This window comes from Acidimicrobiales bacterium, from assembly GCA_035316325.1.
Classification (GTDB): domain Bacteria; phylum Actinomycetota; class Acidimicrobiia; order Acidimicrobiales; family VFJN01; genus DASXTK01.
Genome location: DATHJB010000001.1, coordinates 1 through 14,732, shown reverse-complemented (window position 1 = coordinate 14,732; position 14,732 = coordinate 1). Strand labels below are relative to the sequence as shown.

Annotated in this window: 14 protein-coding genes; 4 read left to right on the top strand and 10 right to left on the bottom strand. The window is 70.9% G+C overall.

What is annotated here, in order from left to right; translation table 11 throughout:
• The 3 genes from VK611_00070 to VK611_00060 all read right to left on the bottom strand — a co-directional run.
• Nucleotides 1-746 (bottom strand): ABC transporter permease (locus VK611_00070; GenBank protein HMG39683.1); only part of this gene is annotated, 746 nt, incomplete at its 3' end.
• The gene (locus VK611_00065; GenBank protein ID HMG39682.1) at nt 743-1,735 is read right to left on the bottom strand and encodes an ABC transporter permease; all 993 of its coding nucleotides are present in this window, start codon (nt 1,733-1,735) and stop codon (nt 743-745) included. The genes VK611_00065 and VK611_00070, both read right to left, overlap by 4 nt.
• A gap of 28 nt (nt 1,736-1,763) precedes the next feature.
• Nucleotides 1,764-3,419: an ABC transporter substrate-binding protein gene (locus VK611_00060; protein HMG39681.1), complete on the bottom strand. Its 1,656-nt coding sequence runs from the start codon at nt 3,417-3,419 to the stop codon at nt 1,764-1,766.
• A 149-nt stretch (nt 3,420-3,568) separates the two neighbouring features.
• Between VK611_00060 and VK611_00055 the strand changes: the two genes are divergently transcribed.
• Complete coding sequence (locus VK611_00055; protein ID HMG39680.1) at nt 3,569-4,306, top strand: FadR/GntR family transcriptional regulator; 738 nt, start codon at nt 3,569-3,571, stop codon at nt 4,304-4,306.
• An 85-nt stretch (nt 4,307-4,391) separates the two neighbouring features.
• On the opposite strand, the gene VK611_00050 is transcribed toward VK611_00055, so the two are convergent.
• Nucleotides 4,392-5,630: an acyl-CoA dehydrogenase family protein gene (locus VK611_00050; protein HMG39679.1), complete on the bottom strand. Its 1,239-nt coding sequence runs from the start codon at nt 5,628-5,630 to the stop codon at nt 4,392-4,394.
• 74 nt (nt 5,631-5,704) lie between these two features.
• Between VK611_00050 and VK611_00045 the strand changes: the two genes are divergently transcribed.
• Nucleotides 5,705-7,258, top strand: a complete 1,554-nt coding sequence (locus VK611_00045) for an acyl-CoA synthetase (GenBank protein HMG39678.1) — start codon at nt 5,705-5,707, stop codon at nt 7,256-7,258.
• Here the strand turns inward: VK611_00045 and VK611_00040 are convergent.
• From VK611_00040 to VK611_00015, 6 genes are read right to left on the bottom strand one after another with little or no spacing between them, the layout of a single operon-like run.
• The gene (locus tag VK611_00040; protein ID HMG39677.1) at nt 7,255-7,908 is read right to left on the bottom strand and encodes a TetR family transcriptional regulator; all 654 of its coding nucleotides are present in this window, start codon (nt 7,906-7,908) and stop codon (nt 7,255-7,257) included. The genes VK611_00045 and VK611_00040 overlap by 4 nt on opposite strands.
• A gap of 57 nt (nt 7,909-7,965) precedes the next feature.
• Nucleotides 7,966-8,784 (bottom strand): crotonase/enoyl-CoA hydratase family protein, encoded by an 819-nt coding sequence (locus VK611_00035; protein ID HMG39676.1) that lies wholly within the window; start codon nt 8,782-8,784, stop codon nt 7,966-7,968.
• Nucleotides 8,781-9,926 (bottom strand): thiolase domain-containing protein, encoded by a 1,146-nt coding sequence (locus VK611_00030; GenBank protein HMG39675.1) that lies wholly within the window; start codon nt 9,924-9,926, stop codon nt 8,781-8,783. The genes VK611_00035 and VK611_00030 overlap by 4 nt, the downstream gene beginning before the upstream one ends.
• Entirely contained in the window at nt 9,926-10,984 is a 1,059-nt protein-coding gene (locus VK611_00025) for a thiolase domain-containing protein (protein ID HMG39674.1), read from the bottom strand. The genes VK611_00030 and VK611_00025 overlap by 1 nt, the downstream gene beginning before the upstream one ends.
• Entirely contained in the window at nt 10,984-11,532 is a 549-nt protein-coding gene (locus tag VK611_00020) for a Zn-ribbon domain-containing OB-fold protein (protein HMG39673.1), read from the bottom strand. The genes VK611_00025 and VK611_00020 overlap by 1 nt, the downstream gene beginning before the upstream one ends.
• Nucleotides 11,532-11,969, bottom strand: coding sequence for an OB-fold domain-containing protein (locus VK611_00015; protein HMG39672.1), 438 nt, complete (start codon nt 11,967-11,969; stop codon nt 11,532-11,534). Before VK611_00015 ends, VK611_00020 begins: the two co-directional genes overlap by 1 nt.
• Before the next feature lie 104 nt (nt 11,970-12,073).
• Between VK611_00015 and VK611_00010 the strand changes: the two genes are divergently transcribed.
• Both VK611_00010 and VK611_00005 read left to right on the top strand, forming a co-directional pair.
• Complete coding sequence (locus VK611_00010) at nt 12,074-13,714, top strand: acyl-CoA synthetase (protein HMG39671.1); 1,641 nt, start codon at nt 12,074-12,076, stop codon at nt 13,712-13,714.
• A partial coding sequence (locus VK611_00005) for a nitronate monooxygenase (protein HMG39670.1) occupies nt 13,711-14,732 on the top strand: 1,022 nt, incomplete at its 3' end. The genes VK611_00010 and VK611_00005, both read left to right, overlap by 4 nt.

The following is a 14,732-nucleotide window of genomic DNA, read 5'->3' as shown; positions in this document are numbered from 1 at the left end:
GAGCCCCAAGCCGCCGACCCCGGTGACAGGCCGACGCCGAGGATGCTCAGGCCCGCCTCGGCCAGGATCGCGACGCCCATGAAGATCGTCGTCTGGACGATGATCGGCGAGGCGATGTTGGGAAGCACCCGACGCAAGAGGATCCACGACGTGCGCGATCCGACCGCGACCGACGCCTCGATGAACGTCTCCTCGCGGACGGCCAGCGTTTCGGCTCGCACGATCCTGGTCAGGCTGGGCGAGAGGGAGACGCCGACCCCGAAGAGGGCCCAGTTGAAGCTCAGGTCGAAGGCGGACGCGACCGCGAGGGCGAAGATCAAGGGGGGCACCGCCTGCACCGCGTCGACGAGCCGCATCAGCAGGAAGTCCATGACCCCACCCGCGAACCCCGCCATCAGGCCGAGCGGGACCGCGATCAGGAGTGTGATCGCGGCGACCTCCAGGGCGACGCGCAGGGCCACCCGGGTCCCGTACACGATTCGGCTCGCGTTGTCCCGGCCGAGGTCGTCCGTGCCGAACCAATGAGCACCCGAGGGCTCCTCGAACGGCACGCCGACGAAGAGCTGCTCCGGATCGTGCTGGGCGATCACCGGGGCGAACACGGCGAGCACCGTCATGAGAGCGAGAACGAGGAGGCCGGCGACGGCGAACCGGTCGCGCATGAAGCGCCGGACGACGCCCTGGTTCCCCGAGCGCGCCGCGGGAACCTCGGACGCCTCCACCGCGGGCACCATCAGATCCGTCACAGCGCCTGGACCTTCGGGTTGAGGTACGCGTGGAGCACGTCGACGAGCAGGTTGATCCCCACGGTCACGAGCACGAAGAAGACCACGACGCCTTGCAGCACCGTCACGTCGTTCGAGCGCACCGCGCTCACCACCAGGCCGCCGACGCCCTCGATGCCGAACAGCTCCTCGATGACGACCGCGCCGCTGAAGAGCTGCGCCACCTGGATGCCCATGACGGTGAGGGGGGCGGCAGCCGCGTTGCGGAGCGCATGGCGGGCCACCACGTGCGCGGTCCCGCCACCCTTCGCCCAGGCGGTGCGGATGTAGGGCGAGCCCAGCACGTCGACGAGCGACGCGCGGAGGAAGCGGGCCAAGGTGGCGGCGATCGGCAGCGACAGGGCGAGGCCCGGGATGATCAGGTGGCGGAACCACTCCCACACCCCCTCCGAAGCGGGCGAGTAGCCGACCGCCGGGAACCACGACCTGTTGATCGAGAAGCTGAGGACGAGGAGCATCGCCACCCAGAAGCTCGGGATGGCGAGACCGAGGCTGGCCGCGCCGAGACCGAGCCGGTCATAGAGCGTGCCGGGCCGCAGCCCGCCGATCAGGCCCGCCGGGACCCCGAGGAGCAAGGCGAAGAACAGGCCGACCACGGCGATGGAGATCGTCCGCGGCAGGCGCTCCCACAGCAGTGCGCTCACCGATCTCCCGCCCAGCTCGACGCCGTCGTCGGTGTCTCGCGACTCCACGTTGACGAGCGACTGGCCGAGGTCGAGGTGGCTGACGTCTCCCACCCAGTGCAGGTACCGCACCGCCACCGGGTCATCGAGGCGCAGCTCCTCGCGGACCTGGTCGAGCGCCTCGAACGAGGTGAGGTCCGCCCCTCCGGCTCGGACCCGGGCTGCTCGATCCGGGTCAAGCTGGAGCGACATCGCGAACACGCCGATCGAGACGAACAGCAGCAACGGGAGGAGCGACAGGAGCCGCCGGACGACGACCGACGTCATGACCTCGTCACCGTCCCGGGTCGCAGGGTCATGCGTTGACGGTCAGGAGCTCGAAGCGCGTACCGGCGATCGTCTGGCGGTTCCTCTCGGGGGTCATGCCCCCGACGACGTCCTCGTTCCACCCCACGTAGGTGGGGATCCAGGCGATGAAGAGCCAGCGAGCGTCCTCCAGGACGAGCTTGCTCGCCTCCTGCCACGTCTCGATGGCCTCGGGGTCGTCGGGCGCGAGGCCCACGAGGTCGCCGCCCAGGCGCTGGAGGTCCGGGTCGCTGAACGGGCAGGCGTTGGCCGTGCCGCCGTCGACCATGTAGCGGGTCAGCTTCTGCGTGCCGGACCGGCTGTTGGTCAACACCGTGGCGTCCTCACGAGGGGCGAAGGGCGCCGTCTGGGCCGCGAGGAAGTCGGCCGTGATGTCGTCCGTCTGCACGACCTCGACGTCGAGCCCGATGTCGGCCCACTGGTCCTTGAGGATCAGGGAGGTCGGCTCCGCGGCGGCCACCGTGCTCACCGCGAGGATCCCGACGCGCGTCCCCTCGGGCACGCCCGCGTCCTCGAGCAGGTCCCGCGCCTTGTCCGGATCGTACGGGTAGCGGTCGGCCAGGTCGGCGTCGTACTCCGGCGACGACTCTGGCCAGAGCTGGTTCATCACCTCGCCGTCGCCGCCGAACAGGGCGTCGAGGATCTGCTGCCGGTCCGTGCCGTACATGATCGCCTGACGCACCCGAACGTCGTCCCAGAAGTGGCCGTCGGCCATGCACATCTGCATGTGCAGGAAGTTCGTGTCGTCCGGTCGGACCAGCTGTGCGATCTCGTCGTGGCTCTCCAGGGCGGCGGCCGAGCCCGCGTCGCTGACCTCCGGCGCGAAGTCGATGTCACCGGAGAGCAGGGCGTTCACCTGGGCGGTGCCGCGGTTGACGTTGATGAACTCGATGCCCTTGAGCCCGATGTTGTCGGCGTCGAAGTGCTCGTCGAAGCGCCCGAGAACGAGGCGTTGGCCGGGCTCGTAGGAGACGAACTTGAACGGCCCCGTGCCGATCGGGCGCGCTTCCTGGTCGGCCCCGGCCCCGGCCGGGATGATGAAGAACTCGCGTCCGACCAGCAGCTCGTACAGCGCGCCGAGCCCGGGGGCGTCCAGGGTGACGCGGAAGGTCCGCTCGTTGACGACGTCCACTGAGGCGACGCTCTGGATGGCGGCGTTCAGCGCGTTGTCGCCGTCCTCGCTGGCCTTCCGGGCGGATTCGATCGACGCCTTGGCGTCCGCTGCGGTCACCGGACGCCCGTCGTGGAACAGCGCGTCCGAACGGATCGTGATGGTGACGGTCTTCGGGTCGTTGATCTCGAAGGACTCGGCCAGGTACGGCTCGTACGCCTTCGTCTCGGTGTCGTACCGGACCAACGGGGAGTTGAGCTGGTAGTGGATCTCGCCCTGGGAGTTGTTGTAGGCGAAGCGGTAGTCGAGCTTCAGCAGCTCGCTCGGGATGTTGAGCCCGACCTTGAGCACACCGTTCGGGTCGGCGACCGCAGCCTGGTCCGGTCCATCGGCGGAGTCGTCGTCACCACCACACGCGGCGGCGAGCACCACCAGCGTGACGAGCAGCGCGAGCGCACGCCACACGCCGCTCCGTCGCCGGTGCACCGTCGTCGCCCCGTCCCGTCCCGCATCGCGGCATTGCTCGGTCACCATCGCACGCTCCCCCCTTCGGACTACCAACCATATGATGCTCATAGTTAACCGAAGGGTCAAGCGATTCCAGTACTACCATTAGCCTGGTTTCCCGGGGGCGGGCGCGCTCGCTCATCCGAACTCGTCGTCCGAGCCCAGGAGCAGTGAGCATGCGAAATGGCCGTCCGCCGAAGTTCGCCCATGTCGTGGCGCAGCGGATCGTGGCAGAGATCCTCGACAACGAGTTGACCCCGGGCGACATGCTGCCGCCGGAGCGCGTCATGCTCGAGCGCTACGACGTGAGCCGTGGGGTGCTCCGGGAAGCCCTTCGCTACCTCGAGATGCAAGAGGTGATCAGGGTGCGCCCGGGACCCGGCGGGGGCCCGATGGTCACCGCCCCCGATTCGCAGTCGCTGGCCATCACCCTCAGCCTGCTGCTCGCCATCGACCGGACCGCCTTCGGGTCCGTGCTCGAAGCCAGAGAGACCCTCGAGCCGACCATGGCGGCGCTCGCCGCGGAGCGGGCGACGCCCGAACAGCTCGCAGAGCTCGAGCAGATCGTTGCCGAGACGAGGGAGGCGGTCGCGGACCTGGCCGCCTTCCTCCGGCTGAGCCGGGCGTTCCACGACGCGATCGCAGGGGCGGTGAACAACTCCGTGTTCGAGCTCCTCGGACGGGCCCTGCACCTTGTGATGGCCAGCTCGGCCGGCGACCGGGAGTACTCGGTCCGACGCCGTCGGGAGGTGGCCAAGGTGCACGCCGACGTGTTCGAGGCGATCCGCGACCGCGATCCGGACCGCGCCGACGCGATGATGCGACACGACCTCACCCGCACCTACCACCACCTGACACGCGCGAACACGGGCCTGCTTGAACGCCGCATGACCTGGAGGGACATTCACCAGTAGCCGCTGGCCGAAGGTACCGCCGTCCACAGACAGCGAGCCGTCTGCCAACTCGAGCTAACGCCGACCTCATGGCCCGAGGCGGCGCCTACGCCAGGCTCTTCGCCTCCTGGGCGGCGGGGGTCGACCGCTCGGCGGCCACCTCCGGCGACGGGGCCCTGCCCGCCCCCTGACGGCTGCGTTCCCGGCTCTCGGCCCACGTGAGGCCCAGGTCCACGTCGACGTCGTGCGGGAGACCGAGGATGCGCTCGGCGATGATGTTGCGCAGCACCTCGGAGGTGCCCCCGCCCACCGTCAGGGCCGGGCTGAACAGGAACCCGTTGGCCCACGGCTCCCACACCGGGTCCTGATCAGCGGCCAGCATCCCGGTGGCCCCCATCAGGTCCTTGGCGAGGGTGAACACGGTCTTGCCGTGCGGATCCTTCAGCGCCTTGCGCAGCGAGGCATCGGGACCGGGCTTCTTGTTCACCTTGGCCGAGATCTGGCGCAGCTGGTGGTAGCGCATGATCTCCCCTTCGATGTAGCCGGCGACCAGTCGCTGCCGCAGCGGCGCCGGTAGCCCGTCGCCGCGAGAGCGGACGAGCTCGACCAGGTCGCGGACGGTCGGGCCGTGCCCCCACTGGAGGCCGTCCCGGGAGAGCGACACCCGCTCGTTGGCCAGCGTCTCCTTGGCCATCGCCCACCCACCGTGGAGCGACCCGATCAAGTTCTCGGCCGACACGGCCACGTCGGTGAAGAACACCTCGCAGAACCCGGCGTCGCCGAAGGTGCCGACCATGTTGCGCAGCGGCCGGATCTCGATGCCCGGCAGGTCCATCGGGACGATGAAGTAGGAGATGCCCGTGTACTTCGACGTGTCGACGTCGGTGCGGGCGATCAGGATCCCGAACTTCGCCACCTGCGCCAAGGACGTCCAGACCTTCTGGCCGTTCACCACGAAGACGTCGCCGTCGCGCACCGCTCGGGTCGAGAGGCTCGCCAGGTCGGAGCCCGCCTCGGGCTCGCTGAAGAGCTGGCACCACATCTCCTCGCCGCGCAGCATCGGCGGGAGGTAGCGGGCCTTCTGCTCCTCGGTGCCGTGGACCACGATGACCGGGCCGCAGTGGCCGATGCCGATCGGGTTCATGGGCTTGGTGACGCCGGCCCGCCTCAGCTCGTCGTCGACGATGAGCTGCAGCTCGGGCTCCGCGTCGAGGCCCCACGGCTCGGGCCAGTGGGTGGTCACGTAGCCCGCCTCGACCAGCTGGGCGGGGGTGGGATCGGGGTGCCCGGCCAACCAGACCCGCACCTGCAGCCGTCGGGGGTCGTCGTCGCTCGGGAGGTCCATGTCCACCCCTCAAGTAGAACACGTTCTCGCAGAGCCCATCGACTCCGACTGAAACGCGTTCTACCCTGCCCCGGGTGAGCGACACGACGGGGTTCTGGAGGCTGGCCGAGGAAGGCCCGGGACGACTGGCGGTGATCGACCCCGACGGGCGCGAGATCACCTACGGGGACCTGCACGCCGAGGCCAACCGCCTGGTGCACGGCCTGCGGGCCCTCGGCCTGCAGGCGGGAGACGGGGTCGCCACGGTGCTGCCGAACAGCATCGAGATGCTGGCGCTGTACTTCGCCGTCACCCAGGCCGGCTTGTACCTCACCCCGATCAACCACCACCTGGTCGGTCCCGAGATCGCCTACATCGTGGACGACTGCGAGGCCGGCGCCCTCGTCGTCCACGAGCGCTTCAGCGAGGCCTGCCAGGTGGCGGCGGACGCCATCGGCCTACCGGCGGATCGGCGCTTCAGTGTGGGTGAGGTGCCGGGGTTCCGCACGTGGGCCGACCTCACCGACGGCCAGCCCTCCACGCCGCCCGACGACCGGGCCGCCGGCGCGGCCATGCACTACACGTCGGGGACGACCGGGAAGCCGAAGGGGGTCCGCCGGAAGCTGTCCGGCGGAGACCCCGACGTCGCCGCGGCCGGGGGCGGGTTCCTGCTCCGGCTCTTCGGCACCCAGGCCCACGACGGCAACGTCCACGTCTGCGGCTCACCGCTGTATCACACCGCGGTCTTGGCCTTCGCCTCGGGCTCGCTGCACCTCGGGCACCCGGTCGTGCTGATGGACCGGTGGACCCCCGAGAGCATGCTCGGGCTGATCGAGCGCTACCGGGTCACCCACAGCCACATGGTCCCGACGCAGTTCCACCGCCTGCTCGCCCTCCCCGAGGAGGTGCGGGCCCGGTACGACGTGTCGAGCCTGCGGTCCATGGTCCACGCCGCCGCCCCGTGCCCCGTGGAGATCAAGCAGCGAATGCTCGACTGGTGGGGGCCGGTCGTCTACGAGTACTACGCCGCCACCGAGGGCGGCGGCACGGTGGTCACCCCCGAGCAGTGGCTCGAGCGCCCCGGCACGGTGGGCCTCCCCTGGCCGACGAGCGAGATCCGGATCCTCGACGACGCTGGCCAGGACGTCCCCACAGGCGAGATCGGCACCGTGTACATGAAGCTCGGGCAGGGAGACTTCGAGTACTTCAAGGACCGCGGCAAGACCGACGCCAACCGCACGGCCGGGTTCTTCACCGTCGGCGACATCGGCTACCTGGACGAGGGCGGCTACCTGTTCCTCTGCGACCGCAAGTCCGACATGATCATCTCGGGCGGCGTGAACATCTACCCGGCCGAGATCGAAGGCGCGCTGCTGACCCATCCCGACGTGGCCGACGCCGCCGTGTTCGGGATCCCCCACGACGACTGGGGCGAGGAGATCAAGGCGGTCGTCGAGCCCGCCCCCGGCGTCGAGGGCGACGACGCGCTGACCGAGCGGCTCCTCGCCCACTGCGCCGAGCGGCTGGCCAGGTTCAAGCTGCCCAAGTCCGTCGACTACACCGACGAGATGCCGCGCGACCCGAACGGCAAGCTCTACAAGCGCAAGCTGCGCGACCCGTACTGGGAGGGCCGCACGCTCGCCATCTAGAGCCGCGCCGACCGCGTGCCGTTCCCCCGCGAACGGGTCGCCTCGACCTGCTGCTCGTAGGGGGTGATCAGCACGCGGGCGGCCCGTTCGAGCTCGGTGGTCACCGACGCGAAGTCGCGCCGGCCGTTGGCCCACGAAACGAGGGTGGAGTACCAGACATGCCCGATGGCGGCGAGGATGTCGGCGCGGACCTCGGGATCGAGGTCGACCAGGATGGCGTCGCCCATGGAGGCGATCTGGCGCTGCACGTCGGCCCCGCTCTCGCGCACGCCGGCGTCGGCGGACGAGAGGGCTCGGACGAGCGCCTCGCTCAGCTTCGGCTGGCGCTCCATCGCCCGGCAGGCCCGGCTCAGGACGTCGACCATCTGCTCGACTCGGGTCTCGCCGCGCGGCGGCGACTGCGCCACCCGCCCGCGGAGCCGGGCCGTCCACTCGGTCATGGCCGCCGCCAGCAGGTCGTCCTTCGACGAGAAGTACCGGTAGATCGTGGCCAGGGCGACGTTGGCCGTGATGGACACGTCGCGCATGTGCACAGCGCCGTAGCCGCCCTCGGCCCCCAGCTCGAAGGCGGCGTCGATGAGCCGGCGCCGACGGTCCTGCTGCTCGGGGGACAGCTCGGGGGACAGCTCGGAGGTGGTGTCGTCGGCCATCGTCACGCCTCGAATCTACGGGAGGTCCCGGAAGGGCCGGTCCTTGTCCATGGCTCGCTACCTCCCCTTGAACTGCGGTGTGCGCTTCTCCATGAAGGCCTTGGGGCCTTCCTTGGCGTCGTCGCTCTTGAACACGTCCATCCCGATCTCCGAGTCGATCCGCATGGCCTCCCGCTCCGGCGTCGCCTCGGTGGCGCGCAGCGCCCGAAGCACCGCCTGCACCGCGACGGGGCCGTTGGCGGCGATGGCGGCCGCCACCTCTCGGGCCCGGTCCAGCGCAGTCCCGTCGGGGACGACCTCGCCGATCAGCCCGATCTCCTTGGCCTCCGGGGCGAAGACGTGCCGGCCCGTCAGGAGCATGTCCGCGGCGACGGTGTAGGGGATCTGACGGCGCAGCCGCACCACCGACCCTCCGAGCGGGTAGAGCCCCCAGCGGACCTCGGACACGCCGAAGCGGGCGCTCTCGCCGGCGATGCGGACGTCGGTGCCCTGGAGGATCTCGGTGCCGCCCGCCACCGCCGCGCCCTCGACGGCGGCGATGAGCGGCTTCTCGAGGAGGAAGCCCTTGAGCAGCGGCTTGATCACGCCGCTCGACAGGTCGGAGGTCCCCTCGGATCGCTCGAAGGCGTCGCCGGGGTGCGACTGCGTCATGGCGGCGAGGTCGGCGCCGGCGCAGAACGACCCACCGGCGCCCGTGAGGATGGCGACGCGGATGTCGGGGTTGGCGTTGACCTCGTCCCACGCCTCGCCCATGGCCTGCATCATCGACGGGGACAGCGCGTTGCGTCGCTCGGGCCGGTTCATCGTCAGGATCAGCGCGTGGCCGTCCCGCTCGACGAGCAGGTGCTCATCGGCCGGGGTCTCGGTGGCGGTCACGGCTTCGTGTCCCGGAGGACCCACATGGCGAAGTACTGGGCGGCGCCGCCGTAGGCGTGCCCCACTGCGGTGTGGACGTCGGCGACCTGGTGCGCGCCGGCGGTGCCCCGCACCTGCATCGCCGCCTCGGCGAAGCGCAGCATGCCGCTGGCACCGATCGGGTTGGACGACAGGACGCCGCCCGAGGGGTTCACCGGCAGCTTCCCGCCGATCTCGGTCGCACCGTCCTCGGTGAGCTTCCAACCCTCGCCGGGCGGCACGAAGCCGAGGTTCTCCATCCACATCGGCTCGTACCAGCTGAACGGCACGTAGCACTCCACCACGTCCACCTCCTCGAGGGGGTTGGTGATCCCGGCCTGGCGGTACACGTCGGCCGCGCAGTCCTGGCCGCCGCGAGGGTTCACCGGGTCGCGACCCGGGAACTGGCCGAGCTCGCTGCGCACCGCGGTGCCGTGCACCCAGGCCGGCGGCTTCGAGGCGGCATCGCCGCCGGCCTCGTCGGTCAGGACCATCGCGCAGGCCCCGTCGGAGGCCGGGCAGCTCTCCAGGCGGCGGACCGGGTCCCACACCATCGGCGAGTCGCGCACCATCTCCAGGTCGATGTCCGGGACCTTGAGGTGGGCATAGGGGTTCTTCAGCGCGTTCTTGCGGTCCTTGACCGCCACCATCCACCCGACGTACTCGGGGGCGTTCGAGCGGGCGATGTAGGCGCGGATGTGGGGCGCGAAGTAGCCGCCGGCTCCCACGCCGCCGCTCCGACCGCCGCCGAGGGCCCAGGTGGTGTCGCCCTCCGACTGCTTCTCGAAGGCCAGCGTGAGGACCCGCCGGCGGACACCCGACTCGACGAGGTGCGTGGCGACGATGGCCGTGGAGCCGCCGACGCTGCCCGCGGTGTGGACCCGCATGATCGGCTTGCCCGCGGCGCCCAGCGCGTCGGCCAGGTACAGCTCGGGCATCATCACGCCCTCGAAGGAGTCGGGGGCGGTGCCGATCACGACGGCGTCGATGTCGGACCAGGTCATCTCGGCGTCGTCGAGCGCTCGCTGACCCGCCTCCCGGAGCAGCCCCGCGAGGGACACGTCATCGCGCACCTTGGTGTGGTGCGTCTGCCCGACGCCCACCACCGCGCAGCGCTCGGCCATCAGCGGTCTCCTTCCAGGACGCAGACGAGGTTCTGCTGCAGGCACGGCCCCGAGGTGGCGTGCCCGAGCGTGCGGGTGCGGCCGTGCTCGTGGATCTGGCGGAAGGCCTCGCCGATGCGGATCAGCCCGGTGACCATGAGCGGGTTGGCGGCCAGCGCGCCGCCGGAGGGGTTGACCTCGACGTCGCCGGCCAGGTCGAGGGCATCGCGCAGGATGAGCTCCTCGTGGCTGAAGGTGGCGCTCAGCTCGGCCACCTCGACCGGGGCGTCACCGACGCCCACGTGCTCAGCGGCCAGTCGGGTCGACCGGCTGGTGGTCAGGTCGCGCACGCCGGGGTAGTGGGGCTCGATGCGGTGGTCGATGCCGCGGATCCACGCCGGGCGCTCGCACACCTCGCGGGCCCGGTCCCCGGCGACCAGCACCATGGCGGCGGCGGCGTCGGAGACGGGCGGGCAGTCACCGGCCCGCAGAGGGGCGACGACGTAGGGCTCGGCGGACATCGCCTCGGCGGTGACGTCGCCCGCCACCTGGGCCATGGGGTTGCCGGTCGCAGCCCGCCGGCTGCGGGCGGCCACCTCGGCCAGGTCGGCCTCGGTCACCTTGCCCGTGTCGAGCAGCGCCCGGGCCTGGAGCGCGGCCAGCGACACGTGGTCGGCCCACAGCGGCATCAGGTAGTAGGGGTCGTTCTGCAGGCAGAGCACCTCGCGCATGTCGCCGCGGGAGGAGATGCCCGACGAGAACACCAGCGCCGTGTCGACGTCCCCGTGCTGCAGCCGCACCCAGGCCTCGTACAGCGCCCAGGCACCGTCCATCTCCACGTGGCTCTCGGAGATGGGGGGCCAGGCGCCGGTGGCCTCGAGGTTGCCGACGAAGGCGAAGCTGGCCCCGGCCAGGTAGTCCGCGCTGCCCGAGCAGGTGAAGCCGATGTCCCTGCGGGGGATCCCGGAGCGCTCGATGGCCTCCGCGATCACGGGGAAGAGGAGCTGGGACTCGGTCTCGGTGACGCCGTGGGTGGAGGGCGTCTGCGCGAAGGAGACGATGGCGACGTCGCGGGCCATCAGAGCACGTGCTCCGCGAACTCGTCGGCCGCCACGTCGGGCTCACCCGTGGGCCGCCAGCCCCGGAGGGCGTTCCCGAAGCCGTAGCCACGATCACCCGGATCGCCGGCCCGCTCATCCTCGGGGGCCCACACCGCCTCCACCCGCATCCCCATGCGGATCTTGTCGAGGGGGATGTCGGAGAGGCGCTGCTGGCCGACCGTGCCGTCCGCGCCGTCGATCAGGATGCTGGCCAGCGCGTAGTCCTCCCGCTCCTTCTGCCCGTGGTACTGGATCGGCGTCAGGATCGTGAACGAGGTGACGGTGCCGCGGTCGGGCAGCGGGGCCTCGTCCCGTTCGCCCATGGCGACGGTGCACATCGGGCAGAAGGCCCGGGTCGGCACGTACACCAGCCCGCACCGGGGGCAGCGGCTCCCCACGATCTGCCCGCCTCGCAGCTGCTCGCCGAACCGCGCGGCCAGGGGGCTGACGTGCACCTTGTAGTCGAGCGCGATGTGCTGCTTCATGAAGCGGACCGGCCCTCCCTCCTCCTGCGGCGCCTCCGCCATCAGCGGCCCTCCGGTTCGAAGCAGGCGATGTCGCGGATGTGGCCCTCGCGCGCCTCGGCCCACCGGATCTGCACGCGCATCCCGGTCGACACGGCGTCGGCGCTGTCCGCGTCGAGCGCGTGCACCAGCGAGGTGTCCGCACCGTCGAGCTGCACCAGCACCCAGGCGAAGGGTCGGTCCAGGGGGTGCTTGCGCAGCGGTTCGTCGACCCACGCCCAGGTGGTGACCACCCCGGCCGACCCCACCTCGACGAGCTCGTCGACGGCGTCACCCGTCTCCGGGTCGTACTCGAGGGGCGGGACGACCACCCGCCCACCGGGGGTCCGGCTGCCGAGGACCTGCTGGTCGCGCAGGCCGGTGAGGAAGGCTCCGACCACCGGGCCGACACTTCGTCGGTACGGCAGCTCGAGCGTGTAGATGGACTCCCCCGAGGTCATCGGCGCAGTAGAACACATTCTACCTGCGGCCGCCAGCACGCCGGATTGCCCTGAACCTGCGGGCTCCGTTGCCCCTCTTCCGAGAACGTGTTCTACTGCCCGACATGGCCTTCAACCTCGCCGACTTCATCGAGCACACGGTCGACGTCGTGCCCGATCGGACGGCGCTGATCTGCGGCGATCGGCGGCGGACCTTCCGGGAGCTCGAGGAGCGGGCGAACCGGCTGGCCCACCACCTGGCCGAACAGGGGGTCGGTCGCAACGACCACGTCGCCCTCTACTCGTACAACAGCCTCGAGTACGTCGAGACGATGCTGGCGGCGTTCAAACTGCGGGCCGTCCCGATCAACGTCAACTACCGGTACGTCGAGGACGAGCTGGTGTACCTGCTCGAGAACAGCGACTCGGTCGCCGTCGTCCACCAGGCCCAGTTCTCGCCGCTCGTGGACGCGGTGCGGCCCCGGCTACGACAGCTGCGCCACGCGCTGGTGGTCGACGACGGCAGCGGCACCGCCCCCAGCGCCGAGTCCTGGTCGTACGAGGAGGCCCTGGCCGCCGCCGCCCCCGAGCGGGACTTCCCGCCCCGCTCCGACGACGACATCTACATCCTCTACACCGGCGGCACCACCGGGTACCCCAAGGGCGTCGTGTGGCGGCACGAGGACGTGTGGCGGGTCCTGGGTGGCGGCATCGACTTCATGACCGGCGAGCGCATCGAGGACGAGCACCAGATGTCGCGGCTGGCCGGGGAGACCGAGCCCGGGGTCGGCCTGGTGCTGGCCCCGCTCATGCACGGCGCCGCGCAGTGGGGCACGATCGGTGGCCTCGTCAGGGGCACCACGTCCGTCCTGCTCCCCCACTTCGACGCCGGCGCCGTCTGGCAGAACATCGAGACCTACAGGATCGCCACCCTCGCCATCACCGGCGACGCGATGGCCCGTCCGCTGATCGACGCCCTCCGCGCCCACCCCTACGACACCTCGTCGCTGGTGGCCGTCAGCTCCACGGCGGCCGTGTTCTCACCGGTGGTGAAGGACCAGCTCTTCGAGCTGCTCCCCGACCTGTTCATCAGCGAGGCGGTCGGGTCCTCCGAGAGCGGGTTCAACGGGATGCGCCTCGTCGACAAGGACAACACCACCATGGCCGGCGGGGGCCTCATCAACGTCGACCGCGGGCCCGACACGATCGTCATCGACGAGCAGAACCAGCCCGTGGAGCCGGGTGAGGTCGGCCGGATGGCCCGGGGCGGCAACGTGCCCCTCGAGTACTACAAGGATCCGGAGAAGAGCGCCGCGACCTTCATCACCGTCGACGGGAAGCGCCACTCGGTGCCCGGCGACTTCGCCCGCCTGGAGCTCGACGGCACGATGACGCTGCTCGGGCGGGGCAGCCAGTGCATCAACTCGGGCGGCGAGAAGATCTACCCCGAGGAGGTGGAGTCGGCCCTGAAGGCCCACCCCTCCGTGTTCGATGCCCTCGTCGTCGGCGTCCCCGACGAGCGCTGGGGCCAGCGGGTCGCCGCCATCGTCGAACCCCGGCCCGGCGCCGCGCCCACGCTCGACGAGCTGACCGAGCACTGCCGCACGAAGGTGGCCCGCTACAAGGTGCCCCGCGAGCTCCACCTCGTGGACGCCATGCCCCGCCACCCCAGCGGCAAGCCCGACTACCGCCGGGCCAAGGCGATCGCCGAGGACCACCCCGTCACCGACCACCCCGCCGCCACCGCCCAGGAGGCCAAGGCATGAAGAACCGCCTGACCGAGATGTTCGGGATCGAGTACCCGCTGTTCGCGTTCAGCCACTGCCGGGACGTCGTCGCCGCCGTGACCAACGCCGGCGGCATGGGCGTGCTCGGGGCCCTGGCCTTCTCCCCCGAGCAACTCGAGCTGGAGCTGAGGTGGATCGACGAGCACGTCGGCGGCAAGCCCTACGGCGTGGACGTCGTCATGCCGGTCAAGACCGTCGACCGTGACGCCGGCATCGCCGACACCAGCGACATCGGCGCCAAGCTCCGGGAGTACATCAGCCAGGAGCACTGGGACTACGTCGACAAGATCCTGGCCGACCACGGCGTCACGCCCGTCCCCGAGGCCGAGCTGGAGTCCGGCGCCGGCATGGGTGCCGGTGTGCTCGGCTGGACCGAGGCCACGGGCAGCCCGCAGATCGAGATCGCCCTCTCGCACGACATCGCGCTGCTCGCCTCCGCCCTCGGCCCGCCGCCCAAGGCGGCCATCGACCAGGCCCACGAGCAGGGCGTGAAGGTGGCCGCGCTCATCGGCCGGGCCGAGCAGGCCGTCCGGGACGTGCAGCAGGGCGTGGACATCATCATCGCCCAGGGCTACGAGGCCGGCGGGCACACCGGCGAGGTCGCCACCATGGTGCTCATCCCCGACGTCGTCGACGCCGTCGCCCCGGTGCCCGTGCTGGCCGCCGGGGGCATCGGCAGCGGCCGCCAGATGGCGGCGGCCATGGCGCTCGGCGCCGACGGCGTCTGGACCGGATCGATCTGGCTGACCGTCTCCGAGAACACCCAGGGCGGGGTGGTGACCGACAAGCTGCTGGCCGCCATGTCGACGGACACGGTCCGGTCCCGCGCCTTCACCGGCAAGCCGGCCCGCCAGCTGCGGACGGCGTGGACCGACGCCTGGGAGGCCCCGGAGTCGCCGGGCACGCTGCCGATGCCGCTCCAGTTCATGCTCAACGCCTACGCCAACCGGAAGATGGGCTCGAACCCGCCCCGCGAGCTGGTGGGCATGCCGGTCGG

Bases quoted from the DNA above. Each gene is read 5' to 3' on its own strand.
- VK611_00065 (HMG39682.1), bottom strand. From the start codon at position 1,735: ATGACGTCGGTCGTCGTCCGGCGGCTCCTGTCGCTCCTCCCGTTGCTG.
- VK611_00060 (HMG39681.1), bottom strand. From the start codon at position 3,419: ATGGTGACCGAGCAATGCCGCGATGCGGGACGGGACGGGGCGACGACG.
- VK611_00055 (HMG39680.1), top strand. From the start codon at position 3,569: ATGCGAAATGGCCGTCCGCCGAAGTTCGCCCATGTCGTGGCGCAGCGG.
- VK611_00050 (HMG39679.1), bottom strand. From the start codon at position 5,630: ATGGACCTCCCGAGCGACGACGACCCCCGACGGCTGCAGGTGCGGGTC.
- VK611_00040 (HMG39677.1), bottom strand. From the start codon at position 7,908: ATGGCCGACGACACCACCTCCGAGCTGTCCCCCGAGCTGTCCCCCGAG.
- VK611_00030 (HMG39675.1), bottom strand. From the start codon at position 9,926: ATGGCCGAGCGCTGCGCGGTGGTGGGCGTCGGGCAGACGCACCACACC.
- VK611_00025 (HMG39674.1), bottom strand. From the start codon at position 10,984: ATGGCCCGCGACGTCGCCATCGTCTCCTTCGCGCAGACGCCCTCCACC.
- VK611_00020 (HMG39673.1), bottom strand. From the start codon at position 11,532: ATGGCGGAGGCGCCGCAGGAGGAGGGAGGGCCGGTCCGCTTCATGAAG.
- VK611_00015 (HMG39672.1), bottom strand. From the start codon at position 11,969: ATGACCTCGGGGGAGTCCATCTACACGCTCGAGCTGCCGTACCGACGA.
- VK611_00010 (HMG39671.1), top strand. From the start codon at position 12,074: ATGGCCTTCAACCTCGCCGACTTCATCGAGCACACGGTCGACGTCGTG.